Genomic DNA, 20,782 nt, shown 5'->3' with positions numbered 1-20,782 from the left:
ATCGTAGCCGCGTCGGCGAGGGGCCGGCAAGGGCCCCACGCGCGAGGACGCGGCGAGGCTCCTACGACGGCCGCGGCGGGATGGTTCGCCCCGGCCGTCGAATTCCCCGGCCCTCGCCCGGCCGCGGCGGGTGCCGCGGTCCCTCAATACCGCCAGATCAGGTCGGCGATGACCTGGTCGCCGTAGAGCGACTTGTGGTCGGGGCTGACCGGGAACTGGTAACAGAGGCCGAACTCCAGGTGTTTGCTGAAGTTGTACTTCATTCCCGGGGCCAGGGTGACGATGCTGTTGCCCGTGAATCCGGACGTGCCCAGGTCGATGTAACCGGCCCCTTCCATCCCGACCGAGGCCGGCAGGTAGTGCGAGCTCTGGTTGTAGTAGAACCAGTTGGCCTCGAAGAACGGCACGAACTTGCCGATCCGGTAGTCGGTGTGCAGGTGGGTGTAGAAGTAGCCGTTGAGCTGGTTCTGCATGGCGATGTTCTGGCCGAACTGCCCGGAGACGTGGAACGAGTCGCCGAACTGCTTGGCGAAGATGCCGTAGACGCCCAGCAGGCCCGACCCCTGGTTCTGGTAGATGTTGGCGTAACCGGTGGGGGCTTCGTACTGGACGGCCCCGCTGAAGAGGAATTGGTTCTCGACGTCGCGGATGAAGACGTACTTGGCGCCGGCCGCGATGTTCGCCAGGCCCGTCACGGAGCGGCCGGGCTTGGGCGAGAAGCGGACGATGCCGTCCTTGTCCGCGAAGATCTGGAGCCGCTCGGTCAGGGCCAGGCGGAGCTGCAAGGCGTAGACCTGGTAGGTCCCCGAACCGATCACGGGCGTCCCCGGCCGCGCCCAGTTGCCGAGAAAGACCAACCGGGCCTCGGTCAGCGACCGGGCGTCCTTGGCCTGGATCGGGTCGGTCATCGGCCCGACGAAGCCGTCGAAGGCGTGATCGCTCTCGAACGGCCGACGCTCCTGGAAGGCCGCGTCGGCGGCCGCCGTGGCGGCGGGGGCGTAGCTCGGGTCGAAGTAGGTCGGTGGGGCGGCCGGCGCCGCGACCGGAGACGCCGAGACGGCCACGGGCTGCTCGGCGACGCCCGCCTCGTCCATCGCCTGGGACAGGGGCGAGTCCGCCGTCGTCGCCGGCAGGGTCGATTCCGGCAGCGGCGGCGCGCCGGCCTGGCCTATCCACGCGGCCGCCATGAATGCGAGTTCCAGCATCGATCGATCCTCCTTGATCGTCGGGTCGACGTCATCGTCGACTTGCGTCTGCTTCCGGCGAGGCTTGCGGCGTCGTGACGCCCCAGCCGACTCCAGCGGGAAGCTCGATCAGGATCGACGATCCGGCGTTTCGACTTGACGGAGGGACCGATTTTGCAGGTCTCGCGATCCTTCGAAACGACCAGGCGGCGGGACTCGTCGCGAGCCCGCCGCCCTGTTCGGAGCTTTCCGGTCGTGTCGGGGCCCTCGATCAGAGGCCGTTCAACTCGACGCCGGCGATCTGCGCCTGGCCCGCCTGGATCGGCAGCAGGGCGGAACGGGCGGGGCCGATGCCGACGGCGTCGAAGGGGACGATCGGCGAGCCGGCGGACGTCCCGGCGCGGACGGTAAGGCCGGAGACCGTGAACGGCAGCCGGTTCTCGACCCGGAGCGTCGTGCTATTGACGGTCCGCTTGGCCGGCTTGACGGTCACGAAGGTCGCCACCAGCTCCTGCTCGACGAGGCGGACGAGGCTCTGCGCGTCGAGCACGGCGGCGGACGAGCGGTCGCGGAAGGTCGCCTTGCCCAGCGGACGCCACTGGTCGTCGACCAGGGTGTAGCCGACCTGCAGCCGTCCCACGGCCTCGCCGGCCTGCGACTCGCTCAGGGCCACCTTGACGTACAGGGCGGGGGCGTTGGCCGACGGGGGCTCCTCGCCCGAGACGACCTGGATCGGCAGGCCCAGCAGCCTCAGGCCGTCGAGCTTGGCGCCCAGGCGGGATGCGTCGTCCTGGATCGCCGCGCCCTCGGCCTGGAGCCGCAGGAAGACGCGGCCCTCGGTCAGCAGGGCCGGGTTGACGAGGTCCTCGGAGCCGCCGGCGTCGACGGCGTCGACGAACCGGGAAGCGAGGCTGATCTCGTAGTCGTTCAGGGACTTGGAGTCGCGCGAGGCCATCTCCTCGAAGGGCACGTCGTTGCAGATCCGCCACATCGAGGCCTGGGCCACGCCCTGGCTGGTCCCCAGGAGCGCCAGGCTCCGGAGCGCCTTGCGGACGCGGACGTCCTGCGTGAAGTCGTCGACGTCCATCAGGGTGAAGGCGTCGCGCGAGGTGGGGGTGGCGACGCCGTAATTGAGGCAGACGGCCGGGATCGAGACGTCGAGGGTCTCGCCCGCGGGGATCGTCACCGCCGAGGTCTCCGAGCCGGCGACCGGCATGGAGCGGAGCCCCGCGGCCGACGAGCCCTGGAACTGGCCGAAGCTGCCGGGGCGGTTGGTGAGCATCCCCAGGCCCATGCTCTGGAAGCCGCCGCCGCCGCGGCCGCCCTGGCCGACGCCGCTCGACGCGACCAGGCCGGGCGGCACGATGACGTTGAGCCGCTTGGAGGAGGTGTTCTGGATGTTCAGGCGGACCTTGTCCTGGCCCTGGCCGCGGGCAGAGACCTTCAGGTCGCCGGCCTGGGCGGCCTTGAGGAGGCCGACGGTCTCAGTCGTCGACGCGTCGGACGGGGCCGTCGTGGGCTCGGCGTCGTCGCTCGACGTCGCGGCCGCGTGCGGGCTCCCGAGGAACATCAAGCTGCTGACCAGTCCCGCGGCCGAGAGGGCCCGGACCAGGTGAAGGCGTCGCCACGGCATGGGGGTATTCCCTTTCTGGACGAGGCCGCGGACGAAGGGGGGCGTCCCCGCTCCCGGCCCTTGATGCGTCGTCGTTTGACCGAATCCGTCGACCGAGCTTCGCGAATCCGGGCCGTCGTGGCCGTCTCTCGAAGGGACGACCGCCGGCGCGCGGTTATTCGAACTCGTCACCTCAGATTCTTCGGCACGACGGACCCGCGGCTTCGCGCGAAATCATCGCGAGTCCGGACTTTCCGCCTCGCCGCGCGTCATTCCTCCACCAGCAGGAGGCACCAGAACGGCGTGCCGTCGTCACCCTGGGCATAACCGATCCCGACGAACCCGAAGGGGCCCATCACGACCTCCTTGCGCGCCTCGTCCTTGAGGATCGCCTTCACCAGTTCCTCGGCCGTCGGCTCGCCGACCGCCAGGTTCTCGGTGAGGTTCTTGAAGCTGACCCCGGCCTCCTGGAACATCGCGCCCAGGTCGGGCGTCTTCTTCTCCTCGGCCGGCTTGCCCGCAGACTCCGCCGCCGAGACGGCGAGCTTGCGGGCGATCCCCGCCACCTTGGGGTCGAGCTTGAACGGATCCTTGCCCGCCTCCTTCCGCGCGGCGTTCAATTTCTCGAACGCCTCCTTGGAAGCCTCATCGGGGTCGAGTTTGGGAATGGGGGTCCCGAAGACCACGCACCAGTAGGGCTCGCCGTCGTCGTCCTTGGCCTGCGCCGCGCCCATCTGGGTGAACTCGCCCAGGATGTTCTTCTTGTGACCGGGGCTGTCCATCCACGACCGCATGACGGACGCGACGTTCCGCTGGCCCGCCGCCACGTTCTCGCCCGACTTGAGGTAATGATAGCCCTCACGCTTGATGCGATCGAAAGGGGAAGAGCCGTCGCCCCCTTCGTGGCTCATCTTGCGACGCTCGGCCATATCCTGAGCGTGCCCACGCGCCGCCTTCGTCAAGAGGTCATCGAGCGTCATCGGCGCCAGCTTGGCCTCCGCGCGTTCGGCGTTGTGGGCCTTGAGCAAGGCCGTGGCGGTCTCATCGATCACGGGCTCGTCGCCGCAGCCCGTCATGGCCGGGATGGACGCGACGACCAGGCAGGCCGACCAAAGAGCGGCGCAGTTCATACAGGCCTTCCTCCGGGTGCGAACCGGGGCGAGTTTTCATTGACGTGGGTGGATGAACCCCATTACCTTTGAGAGGCGCGATTTCGGTCGGCTTGGGTGGTCCTGGCGAGCAGGCGAGGGACTCTATGAGCTTAGGCGAGGACGGCGGCAGCGAGGTCGAAGTCGAGACGATCCACGGCCGCAACTGGCCCAGCGTGACCCAGTTCTCGGTCTTCCTGGAGAACCGCGTCGGGCAGTTGCTCGAGGTCGTCCGCTCGTTCCAGGGGAGCAAGGTGAAGATCGTCGGGCTCACCATCTCCGACTCCGCCGACTGCTCGATTCTCCGATTGATCCTCAGCCATCCGGAACAGGGTCGCGAGATCCTGTCCCTGAACAAGCACGCCTTCGCCGAGAACGAGCTGGTGGCCGCCGAGCTGCCGGCCTCGGCGTCGTCGCTCGCCGACATGTGCCTGGCGCTGCTGCGGGCCGAGATCAACATCCACTACGCCTACCCGCTGATCGTCCAGCCTCACGGACGACCCTCGGTCGCCATGCACATCGACAACAACGAGCAGGCCAGCCGCTCGCTGCACGACATGGGCTTCGAGATCCTCTGCGAGGCCGACCTTTCCAATTGAACCGTGATGCAGATGCCGCGCCCAGGTGGCCGGTTATCGGCCAGGTCGCCCCTCACGTCGCCGCGTGACGCCGGTCGAAGGGGTTGCGCTCGTCGTCCGTCCCACCGCCCCTTCGCTCGACGAATCGACGTCGCCGTACTGTGGAAGGCGGAGCCATGAGCATCGACGCCGTTGATTCCGAGCAGCCCCTTCCGCCCGAGGCCATCGTCCCGACCCCGGTGAAGCCTTACCCTTCGATCGCCCAGAGCTGGGCGATCGCCGGTATCGTGGTGTTGACGACGTTGGTCTGCTCGCCTCTCGTCCTCTCGGCGCAACTACTCGGCCCCGAGGGGGCCATGCTGGCCTATTATGCCGTCGCCTTCGGGCTGGCGACCTATATCGTCGACGGCATCCGACGACGCAAGCTGGGCCGCTCGGGCTACAACTTCGCGATCGGATCGTGGCGGCTGGGACCTCCGATCGTCGTCGGCACCGTCGGGCTGCTGTTCGGGGTGATCACGCCGCTGCAAAGCCTGATCCCCATGCCGGACGCGATCGGCCAGGGGGTGAAGGACCTCGTCGGGCAGACGAGCGCGGCGACCTTCCTCTACTTCGTGATCCTCGCGCCGATCTTCGAGGAGATGATCTTCCGGGGCGTCATGCTCGACGGCCTGCTGAGGCGGTACCGGCCCTCGACCGCGATCCTGACGTCGAGCCTGCTCTTCGGGATCGTCCACCTGAATCCCTGGCAGTTCGTCACGGCCTTCGTCCTGGGCTGCTTCTTCGGCTGGATCTATTACCGGACCGGCAGCCTGGGCTGCTGCGTCCTCGGCCACATGGCGGCCAACGGGAGCGGCTATATCCTGCGCATCCTCTTGGCCCAGGGCGTCGGCGGCGGCCTGGGCGACGGGAACCCCCTCGTCCACGTCGGGTTCACCGCGCTGGCGGCCGTCTCGATCGAGCTTCTCCGCCGCGAGTTCCGGGCGGACCGCCACCGTCGCGTCGTTCCCGAGGATTGGACCCCTGATCAAGGGGCCGCTCCCGCAGAGATCGATCCGACTCCCATCCCCGAAGATCCGGCCGCTTGAACGGCGAGATCGCTCAGGCGTCGGCCGAGCGCGGGCGGCGCGCGACGAACATGAGGTTGCTGGCGATCAGGTTGACCGGCCACACCCGTTCCAGGACGCCGTTGAGGCCCCAGACCGCCCCGTGCAGCTTGCCGTAGGCCGACTTGACGAGGCGGGGGAAGCCGTTGAGCATCGTCGGAACGAGCAGCCGGCGCTCCCACGCGAGCACCTCGAACCCCGAGGCCCGCAACTGGTCCGACGCCGAGCCGATCGTGTACAGGCGGTCGTGGGCGGCGTGGCCCAGCCGGCGCTGGAGGGCCTCGGTGTAGCTGTAGCGGTTCGGCAGGCAGGCGACGAGGAAGAGCCCGCCGGGCCGGAGCACCCGGAACAGCTCGGGGAGCGAATTGGCCTCGTCCAGGACGTGTTCCCACACGCCGTTGCTGGTGACGACGTCGAAGAAGCCGTCGCGATAGTCGAGCTGATAGGGGTGGCGGACCGTCTGGTACTGCAGGCCGCTGTATTCGTGGAACGGTCGATAGGCTTCGGGCTCGACGTAGTCGCAGCCGTGGAGTTCCAACGAGCTTCCGAAGCGGCGTCGGTAGATGCACGAGTCGACGCCGTGCCGGCATCCCCATTCGAGGACGCGGTCGCCGGGCCGGATCTCGCGGGCCAGCCAGTCGATCATCGCCAGACGACGGCGGAGCGTGAGCGGCATGGCGAAATGGGCGTCGAGGTAGCCTTGCTCTTCCTCGTCGAGCACGTCCGCGGCCGCGGAAGCCTTCTGACGCGCCCAAAGCTCGCGGATGAGGGCGGCCTCGGCCTGGTGGTCGGGCCGGATCGGGATGGTCCCGTCCGCCGCGCGGGGCCGGGTCGCCTTCAGTCCGAGAATGCTCATCGGTCGATCCTTCCTGGCGCGACGTCGGCGGAGGGCGCACGCTCGCTAGGGCGCCCGGAACGCGCCGGGAATGTATCGCCTGGTCGACGATCCGGCAAGGCGGACCGATCCGAAGCTTACCGGCCGGCCGCGGCGATCCAGGCCGGTGCGGCCTGCGCGGGGATGCCGAGGGCTTTGAAGAGGATGCGGACGTCCGACGCGGCGGCGGGCCGCGGGAACAACGCCACGGCCTCGGGAGACCTCGCGAGGACCTTCCGGCGCAGCCAGGAGACCGCCAGGGCCAGGACCTCGTCGTGGTCGAACGCCAGGTCCCGAGCCTGATCGACGGCCCGCCAGGCCGCCTCGGCCGCGTCGTCGCCCCCCCGGATCGCGTGATCGCCTGCCGGGAGCACGGCGACGTGGGCGAGGGTGACGGTCCGTCCCCTCGGATCGCGGCCGGGCGCGGCGAAGAAGCCCAGGGGCTCGACGGCCCCGGGGACGACCAGCCCGGTCTCCTCCTCAAGTTCGCGACGCGCGCCGGTCTCGGCGGCCTCGTCCATGTCGAGGAAGCCGCCGGGGATCGCCCACCGGCCTTCGAACGGGTCGTGCTTGCGGAGGATCAGCAGCACCTGCAGGGCGCGGTCGATCCAGGCGAAGACCACCAGGTCGGTCGTGACGGCCGGGCGCGGGTACTTGTAGCAATACGGGGATGACATGGTTCGCGGCCTTGTGCGACGATGACGTGAGGATAGGCGCGTCCGGACCGACGAGGTCGAGGTTAGCATGGGCGAAGCGGCGGTGCACGAAGGCTTCTGGACCGGACGCGACCCCGAGGAATCCCGGATCCTCGCGCTCAGCGACGCCCTCCGCGCGGCCGACGGGCCGGCGGACCTCGACGGCGGCTGGCCGGCGACGCTGTGGGGCCTGCTCAAGGACGCCGGCGCGATGCGCTGGTCGGTCGCCGAGGGGCAGGGGGGGGAGGCCTGCCCGCGGCCGCTGCTGGTCGAGCGCTACGCGCGGCTGGCCGAGGCGAGCCTGACGTCGGTCTTCATCCTGTCGCAGCACGACGCGGCCGTCCGGCGGTTGACGACCGTGGCCGAGCGCCCCAAGGCGGCCGAATGGCTGCGGGCGATCGCCGACGGCCGGGCGATGGCGACGGTCGGGATCTCGCAGCTCACGACCTCGCGACGGCTCGGGGCGCGGGCCCTGGTCGCGACCGAGATCGGCTCCGGCCGCTATCGGCTCGACGGGAGCATGCCCTGGGTGACGGGGGCCGAACGCGCCGACGTGTTCGTCACCGGGGCCTTGCTGGAAGACGGCCGCCAGCTCCTGATCACCCTGCCCGGGGACCGCACCGGCCTGGTCGTGGAGCCGGCGTTCGAGCTGGCCGCGCTTCAGGCTTCGCGCACGGCCGAGGTCGTCGTGACGGGCGTCGAGATCGAGGCCGACGACGTCCTCATGGGCCCGACGACGGAGATCGCCGCCCAGCCGGGGGCGGTCGGGACGGCCGGCCTGGAGACCTCGGCGCTGGCCCTCGGCCAGGCCGCCGCCGCGATCGGCGGGCTGGCGGGCCTGACGGCCGAACGCGCGGACCTCGTCCACCCCGTCGATCAGCTTCGTGAGAACTGGGACCAGGCCTGGGCCACGCTGACGACCTGCGCCGAAGGACACGGCGACGCGGCGACGGCCGCATCGCTCCGCGCCCAGGCGAACGCGCTGGCCTTGCGGTCGACGCAGGCCTTCCTGACCGCCCGTCGGGGGAGCGGATTCCTCCGCACCGACCCCGCCCAGCGCTGGGCGCGCCAGGCCCTCTTCTTCCTCGTCTGGTCGTGCCCCTCGCCGATCGCCCAGGCGGCCATCCGCGACCTGGCGGGGCTCTGCCCGGCCTGAAGCGAGCCGGTCATTCGGGGAGCTTGCGGTCGCCCTCGGGCGTCTTCAGCTCGATCGTCTTCCCGTCGGGCGTGCCGTTGGGGCCCTCGACGGAGTTCAGCTCGATCGCCGTCGCCGCGTCGCGGCGATCCACCTGGAAGGCCGTCGCCGGGCCGGGGTCGGCGTCGACCGGGCCCCAGAAATAGGCGTGGTTGCGGCGGAAGACGACGCCGTCGGCCCCGGCGCCCGCGTGGTAGCCGACCCGAGCGTCGCGGACCACGTTGAACTCGACGATCGTGCCCGCGACGCCCGCCGCCGCGTCGACGACGCCCTCGGTCGGCCCCCGGCCCTGGAGGATCACGCCGTCGGTCCGGCTGCGGATCAGCGAATTGCGGCGCACGACGTTGCCGAGCGCCCGCGGGAAGTCCACCGGCAGCCGGCCCGATTCGCCGCTGATGACGAGCAGGCCGGGGCTGCACTCGTCGGCGAGGTTTCCCTCGGCCACGTTCCACGACGTCGGCGCGATTCCCTCGTTCCATGTCCGCGGCATCGACGACGCCAGGTTGGTGGCGGTCGCGTAGATGAAGACACCCGCCTTGCGTTGGCGGTGGATGGAGTTGCCGGCGACGACGTTCTCGACGCACGAGATCCAGAGCTGCACGCCGGTCATGCCGTCGGGCGTGGCGTTGCCGACGATCAGGTTCCGATGGAACATGACGCCCACGGCCACGACCGATCCGGCCCCGGGCGCGACGGCCCAGGGGCGGTCGAGCGTCAGCCGACGGCCCTCGCGGCCCACGACCCGACGGGTCTGCCCGCAGCCTCGCCCCGACATCACGGTGACGAAGTATTCGCCCAGCGGCGGCTCCTCGCCGCCGTCGTCGGCCGCGGGGGGCTGGAAAGGTGTTTCGCGGCCTTGCGCGTCGTGTGCGAGCTGCTCGCGCTTGACCTTGCCGAGTCGGTCGTCGGGCGTGTCGGGGACGGTCTCGGGGAGGGTCACGCCCGAGGGGTCGCCGGTCGCGATCGGGCCGAAGTAGGCCGTGCGGTGGTTGCCCTCGAAAAGGATCATCTCGCCGACGTTCTGGTCGGTGCCGGCCACGCCGCTGAATCGGGGCGGCCCCGCGACGCGGTCCGCCGAGGCGACCGCCGGCGGCGCTGGGCCGTTGCGGGCGATCCAGTTGTTCGTCACCGATCCGTGCCCGGTCGACAGCCAGATCAAGCGCCGCGCGGTCGCGCCGCCGGCCTCGGCCCCGACGGGCGAGGCGACGACGTTGCCCTCGATGAGGCAGCGGTCGACCGTCTCGGTCCGGGCCAGGATCGCGGCCTCGGCGTTGCCGCCGAAACGGGTCACGGAGACCAGGCGGTTGTCGGCGATCGTGCAGCGTCGCACACCCGAGAGGAACAGCGGGGCTCGGCCCTGCAAGACGCAGCCGCGCACCGTCGCCCGCTCCGCCTTTCGCACGTGCACCGCGCAGTTCTCGCCCTGCTTGCCGTCGAGATCGGCGACGCGCACTCGCTCGATCCGGACGCCGTCCAGCCAGGTCAGGGGATCGGGCGACCGGATCGCCGCTCCCAGGCTCGTGCGGGCGTCGCCGAGCAAGGTCAGGTCCAGGAGCGCGGCGTGATCGCCCTGGAGCCAGGCGATGGCGCGGTCGCCGCCGGGCAGAGTGCCGGAGGTCGTCCGGAAGGCGTCGCAGTCCTCGCCCTGCCAGACGACGAGGCCGGGCCCGCTGGCGGGGAACGGCGCGGGCGGGGCCGGCGGGACATACGCCGGATCGGCGGCGAGCGCGAAGGCGTCGAGCGACACGCCGCCCCCCTTCACGTTCGCCCAGGTGAGCTTCGAGCGGCCGGCCGGCAGGTCGAGCGCGGCCGCCTTCGTCCAGCGGAACTTGCCGAAACCGCCGGTGTTGTCCATGTCGACGAGCGGGACTCCGGGCCCGTCGGCGACGGCCATCGTGTGGTTGCCGGTCACACCCGGCTGGTTCCAGGGGGCCATGTCGGTCGCATAACGGGCCCAGAGCGACCATTTGCCCGCCGTCGGGACGTCGACGGTGTACTCGATCCGGTCGCCCACCGTGTGGATGGCGCCCGGGGCCTGGTCCCAGCCCGCACCGGCCAGCCGGGGGAATCGCGCGGTCGGGTCGCGGACGATCTGCACCACGGTCCGGTCGCGGCCCGCCCCGGCCACGGTGACGTTCGTCGGGATTCGCAGCGTGGTCGCGATGTCGTAATAGCCCGCCGCGAGCCGGACGGTCCCCCCCCCCGCCGCGGCCGTCGCGTCGACGGCCTCCTGGAGCGGGTGGCCGGGGGCCACGTCGATCACCTTCGCAGGCGCGGCCGGCGGAGGTGCGATCTCGATCACGAGCGGCCCGCCCCATCCGTATTCGCCGCCCGAACCGGCGTGCAGCCAGACTTCGTACCGTCCCGGTTCGGTCGCGGCGGGGACGACGAACTGGACCTCGTACTTGCCCGCCGAGGCGATTGCGGCCCAGTTTCCCAGGGTGCCGCCGGCAGGCTTCAGGTATACGAACGCCCGGACGAAGTCGGGCCGACGCGCCAGGTTCCGGCCGAAGACCCGTACCGTCGAGCCGGGGGCCACGCGATCGTCCGGCGCGCACCACCAGGGCTGAGGTGCGTTGAGGACCACCGGCGACGACGCGCCGCTCGGGCCTTTCACCTGCGCGACGAAGACGCCGTCCGGGGCCGATTCGGGCAGGGTCGCGGCGAGCAAGCCGTCCTTGAGGAACTGGACCTTCGGCGTCCACGCCCTTCCCAGCGGTTCGTCGGCCGAAGGGCCCCAGACCGACAGGTCCTTCGTCAGGCCCTCGCCCACGATCAGGAAGGTCTCGTCGGGCCCGGCCTCGCCGCCGTTCTCGAAGACGGCCGGGCCGCCATCCTTCGCGGGGTCGAGCGAGGGGGTCATGGGCGAGCCGGGAGCCGTCACGCCCGGAGGCCCGTGCTTCGGCCCCGCTACCTCGCCCGGAAAGCCGCCGATCCCCAACGCCGCGACGAGCACCATGACACCGGACATGACAGGCTTGCTCCGACCGCCATCAGTCAATCCTCGACTGGCGGGATCGTAACGCGCGCCGGAGCACCCCGACATAGTCCCGCCGCCGGTCAGCCCGGGAACTTGCAGAGCGAAGCCACGTGGTCCCGGCCGCCGTCGGTGACCCAGCCGTCGAGCTGGGCGGCGTCCTTGAGCTGCTGGCCGCGGCGACGATCGACGGAGAGGTATGAACAAGGAAGGTCCGGCAGCGACGTCAGGTCGCTCCAGAGCTTCTCGAACTGGGCCACCGGCAGAACGTCCTCCTGGCCGTGCCCCCAGCGCCGCTTGACGTCCTTGATGGTGACGTAGGTCGGCACCCGTGCTGCCAGCGACCGTACCGCGGCGGCGACCTTCGCGGGCGAGCGGCCGAGGTCGTCGCGCGTGAGGTGGAGGGCCTGGAGCAGGCCGTCGATGCGGACCCAGGTCGTCATCGAGTTGTAGTACCGCAGCGCGAATTCGGAATCCTCGCGGGGCTGGGCCAGGCCTTCGAGCAGCCGCAGGCGGCCGCCGACGCGGGCCAGGCCGCCGCCGCGGTCCTCGATGCGCCGGGGGATGACCTCGAAGCTCAGCGTCGAGCCGGCCTCGACGACCAGCCCGAGCACGCCCGGATCGACGGTCGCGCCCAGGGTGTCGATGTTGTGGACCATCAGCCATTTCAGGTCCGGGTGCTTCTCCAGCATCTTCGCCAGCAGGCCGTTGCGCAGGAGGTTGGGGACCTCGTAGAAGTGCCCCGGCGGGGTGAAGCGCTGGAGCGGCACGTTGTCGGTGTAGTCGCTCCCCTCGCCCTGCGCCTTCGCCCATTCGAGGATGGCGCGGCGGCCGGCCTCGCGGACCTTCTGCTTGTTCTCGTCGAGCGTCTCGTGCGTCGACTCTTCCCAGAGGAACGTCAGGTCGCGGGCCATCGGCACCAGTCGCTGGCCGATCGACTGGCCGCGCGACAGGTACACCGGGCCGTCGTGGCCGTAGTTCGCCGTCGACCTCAACCGGCGTTCGATGGCCTCGTGGGTCAGGTAGCTGGTCGTGACGATGTGGGGGATCGTCGCCCCCAGGGCGTCCTGGACGGCCTTCGTCTTGGCGAGGTGGACCTCCAGGAACGAGCGGTGACGGCCCTCCAGCATGACGAACGGGTTGATCGCCTTCACGACCCCCGCGCCGCTGGTCCAGCGGCTGCCGACGCCCGCTGCGAGCGAGACCACGGCGACCTCGCCTTTGCGGATCATCCGATCGCCGATTGCGACGGTCGCGCGGGGGATTTGGTCGTGGGCGTCGACCAGGTCGGTGTCGTCGACGTCCTGGATCTGCATGTCGACCGGCAGCCGGTTCCGCGCCAGGCCGATCCGGCCGCGGATCAGGTCCTCGCGGAGCGACTCGTGCTGGACGGGGTCGAAGCCGTTCTCGCGGCGGATCGTCTCGGCCTCCTCGTCCCATCGGGAGGTGGACGAGTCGGCCGCGGCGCCGCGCGCGACGGGGAAGAGCTTGTTGACCATCGTCCGGAAGACGCGGAGCAGCTCGGGCGTCTCGTCGCAGCGGTTGGCGAAGGCGTCGACGTCGGCCATTCGCAGGGAGGCCAGGCCCGCCGTCCCGCCGGCGATCATCCGGGGGATCTGCAAGGTGTAGTAGCGCGGGGGCATCAGGGCCCCGTCGCCTTGCAGAGTGGCCCAGGTGCCGCGGGGATTGATCCGGAAGTCGTAGACGACCGGCTCCATCGCGAACGGCAGGGCGTCGTCGAGCGACCGCTTGACCCGGCCCATGATCTCGCCGATCCGGGCCTGGAACTCCTCGTGCCGCGCGGGGTCGACCATGAAGGCCATGCCGCCGCCGGACATCCCTCCCAGCATGAGGAAGCCCCAGAAATCCTCGCCCATCGCCTCGCGGGCCTCGCGGATGATTCCCTCGGTGAAGGCGCTGGTGATCCAGGGGATGATGCCCTTCAGGGGCCCTTCCCAGTTCTGGGTGGTCCAGCCGCCCAGGGCCCGGACGTCGGCCTGCTCGACGGCCTGAGCGACGCCCTCGAAGATCCGCAGGGCCTCCCCGCGGGCCCGCCATTCGGCCTCGTCGCGCAGGAGGTATTTGGCGGTCACCATGTTCAGGATCGGGCCCACGTTCTGGGCCATGCCGCCGTGGACGAGCACCATGCTGCTCGCGAGGGCCTCGGCGAACGAGGCGCCGGGCGTCCCCTCGGCCTTGGGCTGGACGTCGACCAGGCGATGCTCGGGGAGCAGGCGGCCCCGGCTGACGCCCCACTCGGGGTCGGCCTCGCCGGCCGGCACGCCCATGATCAGCTTCACGCCCGGGAAGACGCCGCCCGAATCCTGCCAGCCGCCGCCCGAGCCGCCGATCCACTCGCCCAGGATGGCCCGCGCGACGACCACCCGCGCCTCCTCCAGCTCCAGGGCGCCGGTCAGGTTCTTCGCCTGGCCGGTCGCGCGCATCAGCATCGCGATCAGCGAGGCGAGCAGGTTCGTCGACACGGCCAGCCGCGAACCCTTGGGGATGTCGTTGACCTTGCTGACGATCTCCAGGCCGTGCCCCGGGCGGACGACCCTCGCCAGCAGGTCCGCGAGCGACGCGGACGTCCCCTCCAGCGACGGCGGCACGAGGCCCGAGGCGATCACGCCGGCCTTCACCAGGCCGAGATAGTCGTTGCCGAAGTTGAACAGCTCGGCGAGCGTGTCGACGTCCTTGGTGGCGTCGAGGTCGATGCTCGTGAGCCGGAGGATGGGCTCGGCGATCACCCGCAGGCGGCACTCGATCGGCGGCGTCGGCGCGTCGTCGCGGCCGTGGACGCCCAGGTCGACCGAGATGTTCATAACCCGGGCCCCCTCGGGGAAGTCCATCCCGAGGAAGAAGATGTCCGACCAGCCGCTGTGCGAGAGGTCGAGCCGCACCGGCGTCTGTTCGGTCAGGATCGGGAATAGATCGTCGGCCGAGGCGCGTTCCAGGAGCCGACCGTCGAGCCGGAGCGGGTGCTCGTCGACGCCGCCGACGCGGAACATCCAGCGGTTGCCGGGACAGCTCCGCACCGACCGCCTCACCTGGTCGGCGAGGGTCTGGAAGGCGATCTGGTCGTAGGCCTGGGCCAGGGCGCTGCAGATCGCCCCGTTGGGACGGTCCGCCTTGAGCACGGCGCGGAACGCCGTCACCGCCTGCTCGTAGCGGCGGCCCATCAGGTCCATGTAACCGTCGAACGGGATCAGCCCGCTGCGACGCACCGAGGGGTCTTCCTGGATGTCGTAGCGGTAGATCGCGTGCAGGAACAACGACGCCCGCACGCGCTCGTAGAGGTTGTCGGCCCGCCGCCGGAAGTGCTCGAGGTCCTCGCAGGCCTGCAGCTTCTCGGCGAGGCTGGCGCCGGCGACGATCGCGCGGACGGAGCGGTCGCGGAGCGCGGGGTCCGCGGCGGTGATGGTCTCGATGAGGGTGGGGCCGAGTGGAGCCATGGTCGTTCGCGGGTTCCGGAGGGTGGTTCGGGGGAGACGCGCGGCGCCGAGCGGGTCTCAGCGCGGGGAGGCCTGCTCGATCCGCGCGGCGGCGTCGAGCAGGACGGCCAGGATCCGCTCGCGGTCGACGCCCGACATCGCCAGCGCGACCTGGGCCTCGATGGTGCCGAACTTGACCCCCAGGTTGAACCGCTGGCCGCGCGTCTCCAGGGCCAGGTACTTCTCGCGCCGGGCGAGGACGTTGAGGGCCGGGGTGAGCTGGATCGCCCCGTTCTCGCGGTCGTCCCGCCGCACGGCCTCGTCGAGCAGCTCGAAGATGGTCGGGGTCAGGACGTGCATGCCGAAGAAGCAGAGGTAGTGCCCCGCGCGGAGGCCGGGGACGTGCAGCCGCAGCTCGGCGAGGGTCGGGTTGGGCTTCTCGATGATCTCGTCGATCGCGTAGACGTCGGGCCGATCGGCCAGGCGGCGGCCGGCGAGCGTGCCGTACTGGTGGATCAGGTGCTCGCGGGTCGCCTGTACGGCGGAGACCGCGCAGCCCTCGGCCGTCGCCAGGTCGAGCAACTGGCGGGCGCAGCGGCGGGGATCCGACGAGACGTAGAGGTGGTCGCCGAGCAAGAGCAGGAAGGGGTCGCCGCCCGCGAACTCGCGGGCGCACCAGACGGCGTGGCCGTAGCCCTGGGGCTCGTCCTGCACGGCGAAGGTGAGCCGTTCCTCCAGGTGGAGCAGCCGCTTCGCCTGCTCGTCGGCCCAGTCCACGTCGCGAAAGCCGGTCCGCAGCGTGTTCGCGTAATTCCGGAAATGGTTGCGATAGACGGCCTCGTCGCCGGGGGCGACGACGACGCAGACCTGTTCGACGCCGCTCTCGAGCGCCTCCTCGGCGATGATCTGGAGGACCGGCTTGGTCAGGCCGTCGCGGTCGACGATCGGCAGCATGGCCTTCTGCACGGTGTCCGAAGCGGGATACTGCCGCGCGCCCCGGCCCGCGGCGGTGATGACGGCCTTCGTGATGAACACGTCGCATTCCCCTCAACCGAAAGTACCGCTCGACGACGCCCGGCCGCGATCGGCGGATCGTCCCCACATGATACTCGACGCGAGGAGCCTCCGCCTCCCGGCCCGCGAACCCGTCGGCGCCGATCCTCGCCGGCCCCCCCACGACCCTCGGTCGCCCGCCTTCTCGCGCCGCGGTCCGGTCCGGGATGCTTAAGCACCGCGAGAGTGACTCCCGGATCTCCTTTACTTGCAAAATTAAATCTGGTAAATCTTATCTAGGATTAATCACTTCGGAGTTCGGCGAGCGTGTCGCGCTCGATCTCTCGCGTCGTCCTAGTTTTCCGAGGAGTCCCCTCTCATGACAGGTTCCTGCGGTGTGAATCAGCCCAGGCGTCGAGGCTTCACCCTGATCGAATTGCTCGTGGTCATCGCCATCATCGCGGTCCTCATCGCCCTGCTCCTCCCGGCCGTACAATCGGCCCGCGAGGCCGCGCGGCGGATCCAGTGCACCAACAACCTCAAGCAGTTCGGCCTCGGGATGCACAACTACCACTCGTCCAACGAGGTCTTCCCGATGGGGGCGTCGTTGTGCAACTACAATTACGGCGGGGGCGTGTACACGACCTGGAACAACTGGTCGGCCCACGCCGCGCTACTCAACTACATGGAGCAGGGCCCGCTCTACAACTCGATCAACTTCAGCCTCGAAGGCCGCGGCAGCGATTACGCCAGCTCCGCGAACTCCACGCCCTATAACGCCAAGGTCGCCATGTTCCTCTGCCCGTCGGATCCCAACGGCGGCCGGGTGAACGACAACTGCTACTTCGGCAGCGTCGGGACCTCGACCAACGCCGGCGGCGACGTCCCGCCCCGCACGGGAGGCGCATCGGCCCCCAATTTCTCCGACCCCACCTCGGGCGTCTTCGGATTCCGGCTGGCCTATGGCATCCGCGACATCACCGACGGGTCGGCGAACACGATCGCCTTCTCCGAGGGCCAGGCGGGGGCCCAGACCCAGATCGTCGCCCCGGGCAACATGATCATGTCCGCAGGGCTTTCGGGCAACGCCTACTACCTGGACGCGAACCAGAACCCGGCGCTGGTGATCGCCGACCTGCAGACCTGCTCGGCGAAGTACGTCGCCTCGAACTCGGGCAACATCTCGGTCGGCCACGGGCACGACTGGGGCATCGGCGGCATGGGGGCCACGCTCTTCAACACGATCGTCCCGCCCAACAGCACCCAGTACACCTGGTCCGCCTGCCGGACCGACTGCAACGGCGGCTGCGACGGGGCGAGTATGGACTATTCCAACGCCCAGAGTTACCACCCGGGCGGCGTGAACGCCCTGCTGGCGGACGGCAGCGTCCGGTTCCTGAAGAATTCCGTCGCCATGCCCACCTACTGGGGCCTCGGCACCCGCGCCGGCGGCGAGGTCGTCAGCTCGGATTCCTACTGAGCCTGCCGAGGCCCGGCGCCCTTGCAATCGATACACTGCAGGCCCCCGGACCGCACCGGGGGCCTGCGTTCGTTTCGGGCCCCGTGGCCGATCTCGCAAGATCCCGTCGGCCGCGCTCTTCGATGAGATCCACCCGCCCGAGCGACTCTGCCGAATTTCTCCGGAGTCGATCGTCATCGGTCTTGAACCGCGACCGCCCGCGGCGTTATACTTCCTCTCGTCGTTGGCACGTGCGACCTGAGACGCGATCGACGCCCCGCCCCACGGGCCAAAACGATCGACGCATAAGCCGACGATGAACGCTCTGGGGATGTAGCTCAACTGGTTAGAGCACCGGCCTGTCACGCCGGAGGTTGCGGGTTCGAATCCCGTCATCCTCGCTTTTCTCGATCTCCCTGCCGCGCCTTCCCCGGGCCGGTAGGTTTCAACCATCGCGGTTGACTTGCAAACCCGGATCGGTGCTCGCCCGTTCGAAGGGGCTTCTCGTCCGCACGCCCCTACGGTCGGCCGGATCGCCCCTCGTACCGATCACGCAGATCGACTCGCGCCGACATTCCGTCGCAGCCGCCAGGCCGGCGTGAAGGTTCGACGGGCGCGCGGGCCGGTCGTAATGGCAAAGGGAACGGGCGGGCACGATCCGAATGGACTCGGCGTGGGTGGCCTTGATGCGGGACGACCCACGCACGATAATCCACACTTCATCAGATCGAGCGCGGCGTGCGGAGACGACGCGGGCCCATCGCATGTAGCGGGTCGGTCGAGGTCCCACCATGGACCCGGCCGGCGCGGGAGGACTCAAGCCAGAGATGTACGTACCAGCGAAGCTGTTCTTCACCAAGGGAGTCGGCACGCACCGCGAAAAATTGACCAGCTTCGAGTTGGCCCTCCGGGACGCCCGGATCGCCTGCTACAACCTGGTGCGGGTTTCCAGCATCTTCCCGCCGCGCTGCAAGGAAGTCTCGATCGAACAGGGCCTGAAGGAACTCCAGCCCGGCCAGATCGTCCACGTCGTCATCAGCGAGTGCGCCACGGCCGAGCCCAACCGGCTGGTCGCGGCCAGCGTCGGCGTCGCCATCCCGCGCGATCGCGACCAGTTCGGCTACCTGTCCGAACACCACGCCTACGGCCAGACCGCCAAGTCGGCCGCCGACTACGCCGAGGATCTCGCCGCCGAGATGCTGGCGACGATCCTGGGCGTCGAGTTCAACCCCAACAGCTCGTGGGACGAGAAGCGCGAGCTGTGGAAGATCGCCGACGTCATCTACAAGACGAAGGAAGTCACGCAGACGGCCGTCGGCCACAAGGACGGCCTCTGGACGACCGTCATCGCCGCCTCCATCCTGCTCCCCTGATCGTCCACTTTTCCGGAACCCCGCCCCAGCCCAGGCCGAGATCGTCGTGATCCACACGCGGGTGATCGCCGTGGCTCGCGACGAGCCCGAACCGGAAGCCCTCGACGAGGCCGCCGCCGTCCTGCTCGGCGGCGGCCTCGTCGCTTTCGCCACCGAGACCGTGTACGGACTCGGGGCCGTCGCGACCGACGCCAACGCCGTGCGGGGGATCTTCGAGGCCAAGGGGAGGCCCTCGTCCAACCCGCTGATCGTCCACGTCGCCGGGATCGACCAGGCTCGCTCGTTCACCGCCGAGTGGACCGACGAGGCGGAACGCCTCGCCCGGAGATTCTGGCCGGGTCCACTGACGCTCATCCTCAGGAAGACCGAGGCCGTCCCGGACGTCGTCACCGGCGGCGGGCCCACCGTCGGCCTGCGCGTCCCCGCCCCGACGGTCGCGCGACGGTTGATCGAGCGCGTCGGGCTCCCGCTCGCCGCGCCGAGCGCGAACCGGTCGAATCGAATCTCGCCCACCCGGGCGGAACACGTCGTGGCCGACCTGGACGGACGCGTCCACCTCATCCTCGACAGCGGCCCCACGAGAGTCGGCCTGGAGTCGACCGTCCTGAACCTGACGACCGACCCGCCCGAGGTCCTGCGACCGGGGCCGATCCGCCCAGAGGAACTCTCCGAGGCGCTACAGTTCGGAACCGTGTGCCGACGCGCCTCGACCGAGGTGGCGGAATCGGGCCGACCGCAGAGCCCGGGGATGCTCGCCGTGCACTACGCGCCGCAGACCCCGGCGGTGCGCGTCGAATCGATCGAACACCTGGCCGGGATCGCATGGCCCGGGGGCTCCGGCTTGCTCGCCTTCGAGCCGATCGGGGCGGAGATCACTCCGCCGGACGTGGTCCGGATCGTGCTGCCGGACCCAGAAGTCGCGGCGCGGGGATTCTACGAGGCCTTGCACGACCTCGACGGCCGTCGTCTGGAACTGATCGTGGCCGTCGAGCCGCCGGCCGGTCCGGCGTGGGATGCGCTTCGGGATCGGCTGAGGCGGGCGACGACTCCGTATCAGAGGAACAGCCGGCGCTGAGGATTGAGGAGGTCGTCCTCGGGGTCGACTTCGGGTTGGGCCAGGCCGAGGTGGCGGTAGGCGGCTGCGGTGGCCACGCGACCGCGAGGGGTCCGCACCACGAACTCGCGACGGAGGAGGTAGGGCTCGACCTCGTCGCGGATGGTGTCGACCGAGAGGGTCATCGTGGCCGCGAGCGCCTCGGCCCCGGTGGGGCCGCCCTTGAACACGCGGATCAGGGTGTCCAGGTAGCGGCGGTCCTGCTTGTCCATCCCCTCGGAATCGATCTCCTGCATCGCCAGGGCGTCGCGCGAGATCGAGAGGTCGATGGCACCGTCGGCGCGGGCGATGGCGTAGTCGCGGACCCAGCGGAGACGGGAGTTGGCGATCCGCGGGGTGCCCCGGCTGCGGCCGGCCAGCTCCCAGGCGGCCTCGTCGCTGATCGTCGCCCGCAGCTTGGCGGCGTTGATGGTGATGATCCGCGCGAGGTCCTCGGGGTCGTAGAACTCCAGGTGCTCGTGCATATGGAACCGCTCGCGGAGCGGCGCCGAGAGCATGCCGCTGCGGGTCGTCGCGCCGATGATGGTGAACTTCTTGAGCGGCAGGTTGATCGTCCGGGCCGCCATCCCCTCGCCGAGCACGACGTCGACGCGGAAGTCCTCCATCACCGGATAGATGAACTCCTCGACCGCCCGGGGCAGGCGGTGGATCTCGTCGATGAAGAGGATTGAGCCCTCGGCCGCGTTGGTCAGGTAGGGCATCACGTCCATCTTCTTGTCGAGCGAGGCCCCGCTGGTCAGGTTCAGCTCGACGCCCAGCTCGTTGTGCAGGACGCCCGCGAAGGTCGTCTTGCCCAGGCCCGGGGGGCCGTCGAACAGGATGTGGGGCAGGGGCTCGTTGCGCTTCTTGGCCGCGGCCAGCGCGATCGAAAGCCGCTCGGCGACCGCGCGCTGGCCGATGATCTCGGAGAGCCGCTGCGGACGCAGCTTCTCCTCGACCGCGTCGGGGGGCGGCGGCGGGGCGTGCCGGTCCTCCCCGGCCCCGGGCTCGCGGTCGTCGTCCGGCTTCCCCTTGATCTTCACTTCTCGCGCCATGGCGTCGTC

15 protein-coding genes and 1 tRNA gene are annotated in these 20,782 nt (G+C 70.0%); 7 read left to right on the top strand and 9 right to left on the bottom strand.

What is annotated here, in order from left to right; all coding sequences use genetic code 11:
• Positions 1–143: 143 nt before the first annotated feature.
• The 3 genes from PZE19_RS21075 to PZE19_RS21065 form a co-directional block, all read right to left on the bottom strand.
• Complete coding sequence (locus tag PZE19_RS21075; protein ID WP_277862570.1) at positions 144–1,205, bottom strand: hypothetical protein; 1,062 nt, start codon at positions 1,203–1,205, stop codon at positions 144–146.
• Positions 1,206–1,455: 250 nt separating this feature from the next.
• Positions 1,456–2,817, bottom strand: a complete 1,362-nt coding sequence (locus PZE19_RS21070) for a hypothetical protein (protein ID WP_277862569.1) — start codon at positions 2,815–2,817, stop codon at positions 1,456–1,458.
• Positions 2,818–3,065: 248 nt separating this feature from the next.
• Positions 3,066–3,926 carry a CAP domain-containing protein gene (locus PZE19_RS21065; protein WP_277862568.1) on the bottom strand — a complete coding sequence of 287 codons (861 nt, stop codon included), beginning with the start codon at positions 3,924–3,926 and terminating at the stop codon, positions 3,066–3,068.
• 125 nt (positions 3,927–4,051) lie between these two features.
• Between PZE19_RS21065 and PZE19_RS21060 the strand changes: the two genes are divergently transcribed.
• The gene (locus PZE19_RS21060; RefSeq protein WP_277862567.1) at positions 4,052–4,543 is read left to right on the top strand and encodes an ACT domain-containing protein; all 492 of its coding nucleotides are present in this window, start codon (positions 4,052–4,054) and stop codon (positions 4,541–4,543) included.
• 155 nt (positions 4,544–4,698) lie between these two features.
• Positions 4,699–5,610: a CPBP family intramembrane glutamic endopeptidase gene (locus tag PZE19_RS21055; RefSeq protein WP_277862566.1), complete on the top strand. Its 912-nt coding sequence runs from the start codon at positions 4,699–4,701 to the stop codon at positions 5,608–5,610.
• Positions 5,611–5,623: 13 nt separating this feature from the next.
• Here PZE19_RS21055 and PZE19_RS21050 read toward each other — a convergent pair whose 3' ends face one another.
• Together PZE19_RS21050 and PZE19_RS21045 are read right to left on the bottom strand one after the other, a co-directional pair.
• Positions 5,624–6,484, bottom strand: coding sequence for a class I SAM-dependent methyltransferase (locus PZE19_RS21050; RefSeq protein WP_277862565.1), 861 nt, complete (start codon positions 6,482–6,484; stop codon positions 5,624–5,626).
• Between the two features lie 116 nt (positions 6,485–6,600).
• Positions 6,601–7,179, bottom strand: a complete 579-nt coding sequence (locus PZE19_RS21045) for an NUDIX domain-containing protein (protein WP_277862564.1) — start codon at positions 7,177–7,179, stop codon at positions 6,601–6,603.
• Positions 7,180–7,246: 67 nt separating this feature from the next.
• Between PZE19_RS21045 and PZE19_RS21040 the strand changes: the two genes are divergently transcribed.
• The gene (locus tag PZE19_RS21040; protein WP_277862563.1) at positions 7,247–8,353 is read left to right on the top strand and encodes an acyl-CoA dehydrogenase family protein; all 1,107 of its coding nucleotides are present in this window, start codon (positions 7,247–7,249) and stop codon (positions 8,351–8,353) included.
• Between the two features lie 10 nt (positions 8,354–8,363).
• Here PZE19_RS21040 and PZE19_RS21035 read toward each other — a convergent pair whose 3' ends face one another.
• The 3 genes from PZE19_RS21035 to PZE19_RS21025 all read right to left on the bottom strand — a co-directional run bounded on the left by PZE19_RS21035 (position 8,364) and on the right by PZE19_RS21025 (position 15,835).
• Positions 8,364–11,363 carry a hypothetical protein gene (locus PZE19_RS21035; RefSeq protein WP_277862562.1) on the bottom strand — a complete coding sequence of 1,000 codons (3,000 nt, stop codon included), beginning with the start codon at positions 11,361–11,363 and terminating at the stop codon, positions 8,364–8,366.
• Between the two features lie 89 nt (positions 11,364–11,452).
• Positions 11,453–14,821: a UTP--glucose-1-phosphate uridylyltransferase gene (locus tag PZE19_RS21030; RefSeq protein ID WP_277862561.1), complete on the bottom strand. Its 3,369-nt coding sequence runs from the start codon at positions 14,819–14,821 to the stop codon at positions 11,453–11,455.
• Between the two features lie 57 nt (positions 14,822–14,878).
• Positions 14,879–15,835: a UTP--glucose-1-phosphate uridylyltransferase gene (locus PZE19_RS21025; protein WP_277862560.1), complete on the bottom strand. Its 957-nt coding sequence runs from the start codon at positions 15,833–15,835 to the stop codon at positions 14,879–14,881.
• A gap of 337 nt (positions 15,836–16,172) precedes the next feature.
• Here PZE19_RS21025 and PZE19_RS21020 point away from each other — a divergent pair, with 337 nt between their 5' ends.
• The 4 genes from PZE19_RS21020 (at position 16,173) to PZE19_RS21005 (ending at position 19,700) form a co-directional block, all read left to right on the top strand.
• Positions 16,173–17,273, top strand: a complete 1,101-nt coding sequence (locus tag PZE19_RS21020) for a DUF1559 domain-containing protein (protein ID WP_277862559.1) — start codon at positions 16,173–16,175, stop codon at positions 17,271–17,273.
• A 306-nt stretch (positions 17,274–17,579) separates the two neighbouring features.
• Positions 17,580–17,653, top strand: a tRNA-Asp gene (locus tag PZE19_RS21015).
• 426 nt (positions 17,654–18,079) lie between these two features.
• Positions 18,080–18,625: a pyruvoyl-dependent arginine decarboxylase gene (locus tag PZE19_RS21010; RefSeq protein ID WP_277862558.1), complete on the top strand. Its 546-nt coding sequence runs from the start codon at positions 18,080–18,082 to the stop codon at positions 18,623–18,625.
• A gap of 46 nt (positions 18,626–18,671) precedes the next feature.
• The gene (locus PZE19_RS21005; protein ID WP_277862557.1) at positions 18,672–19,700 is read left to right on the top strand and encodes an L-threonylcarbamoyladenylate synthase; all 1,029 of its coding nucleotides are present in this window, start codon (positions 18,672–18,674) and stop codon (positions 19,698–19,700) included.
• Here PZE19_RS21005 and ruvB read toward each other — a convergent pair.
• Entirely contained in the window at positions 19,679–20,773 is a 1,095-nt protein-coding gene (ruvB, locus tag PZE19_RS21000; RefSeq protein WP_277862556.1) for a Holliday junction branch migration DNA helicase RuvB, read from the bottom strand. The two genes, PZE19_RS21005 and ruvB, sit on opposite strands and share 22 nt — an antisense overlap.
• Between the last annotated feature and the right edge of the window lie 9 nt (positions 20,774–20,782).

The sequence above is a fragment of the Paludisphaera mucosa genome, from assembly GCF_029589435.1.
GTDB classification, from domain to species: domain Bacteria; phylum Planctomycetota; class Planctomycetia; order Isosphaerales; family Isosphaeraceae; genus Paludisphaera; species Paludisphaera mucosa.
This window is presented reverse-complemented; position numbering and strand designations above follow the sequence as displayed.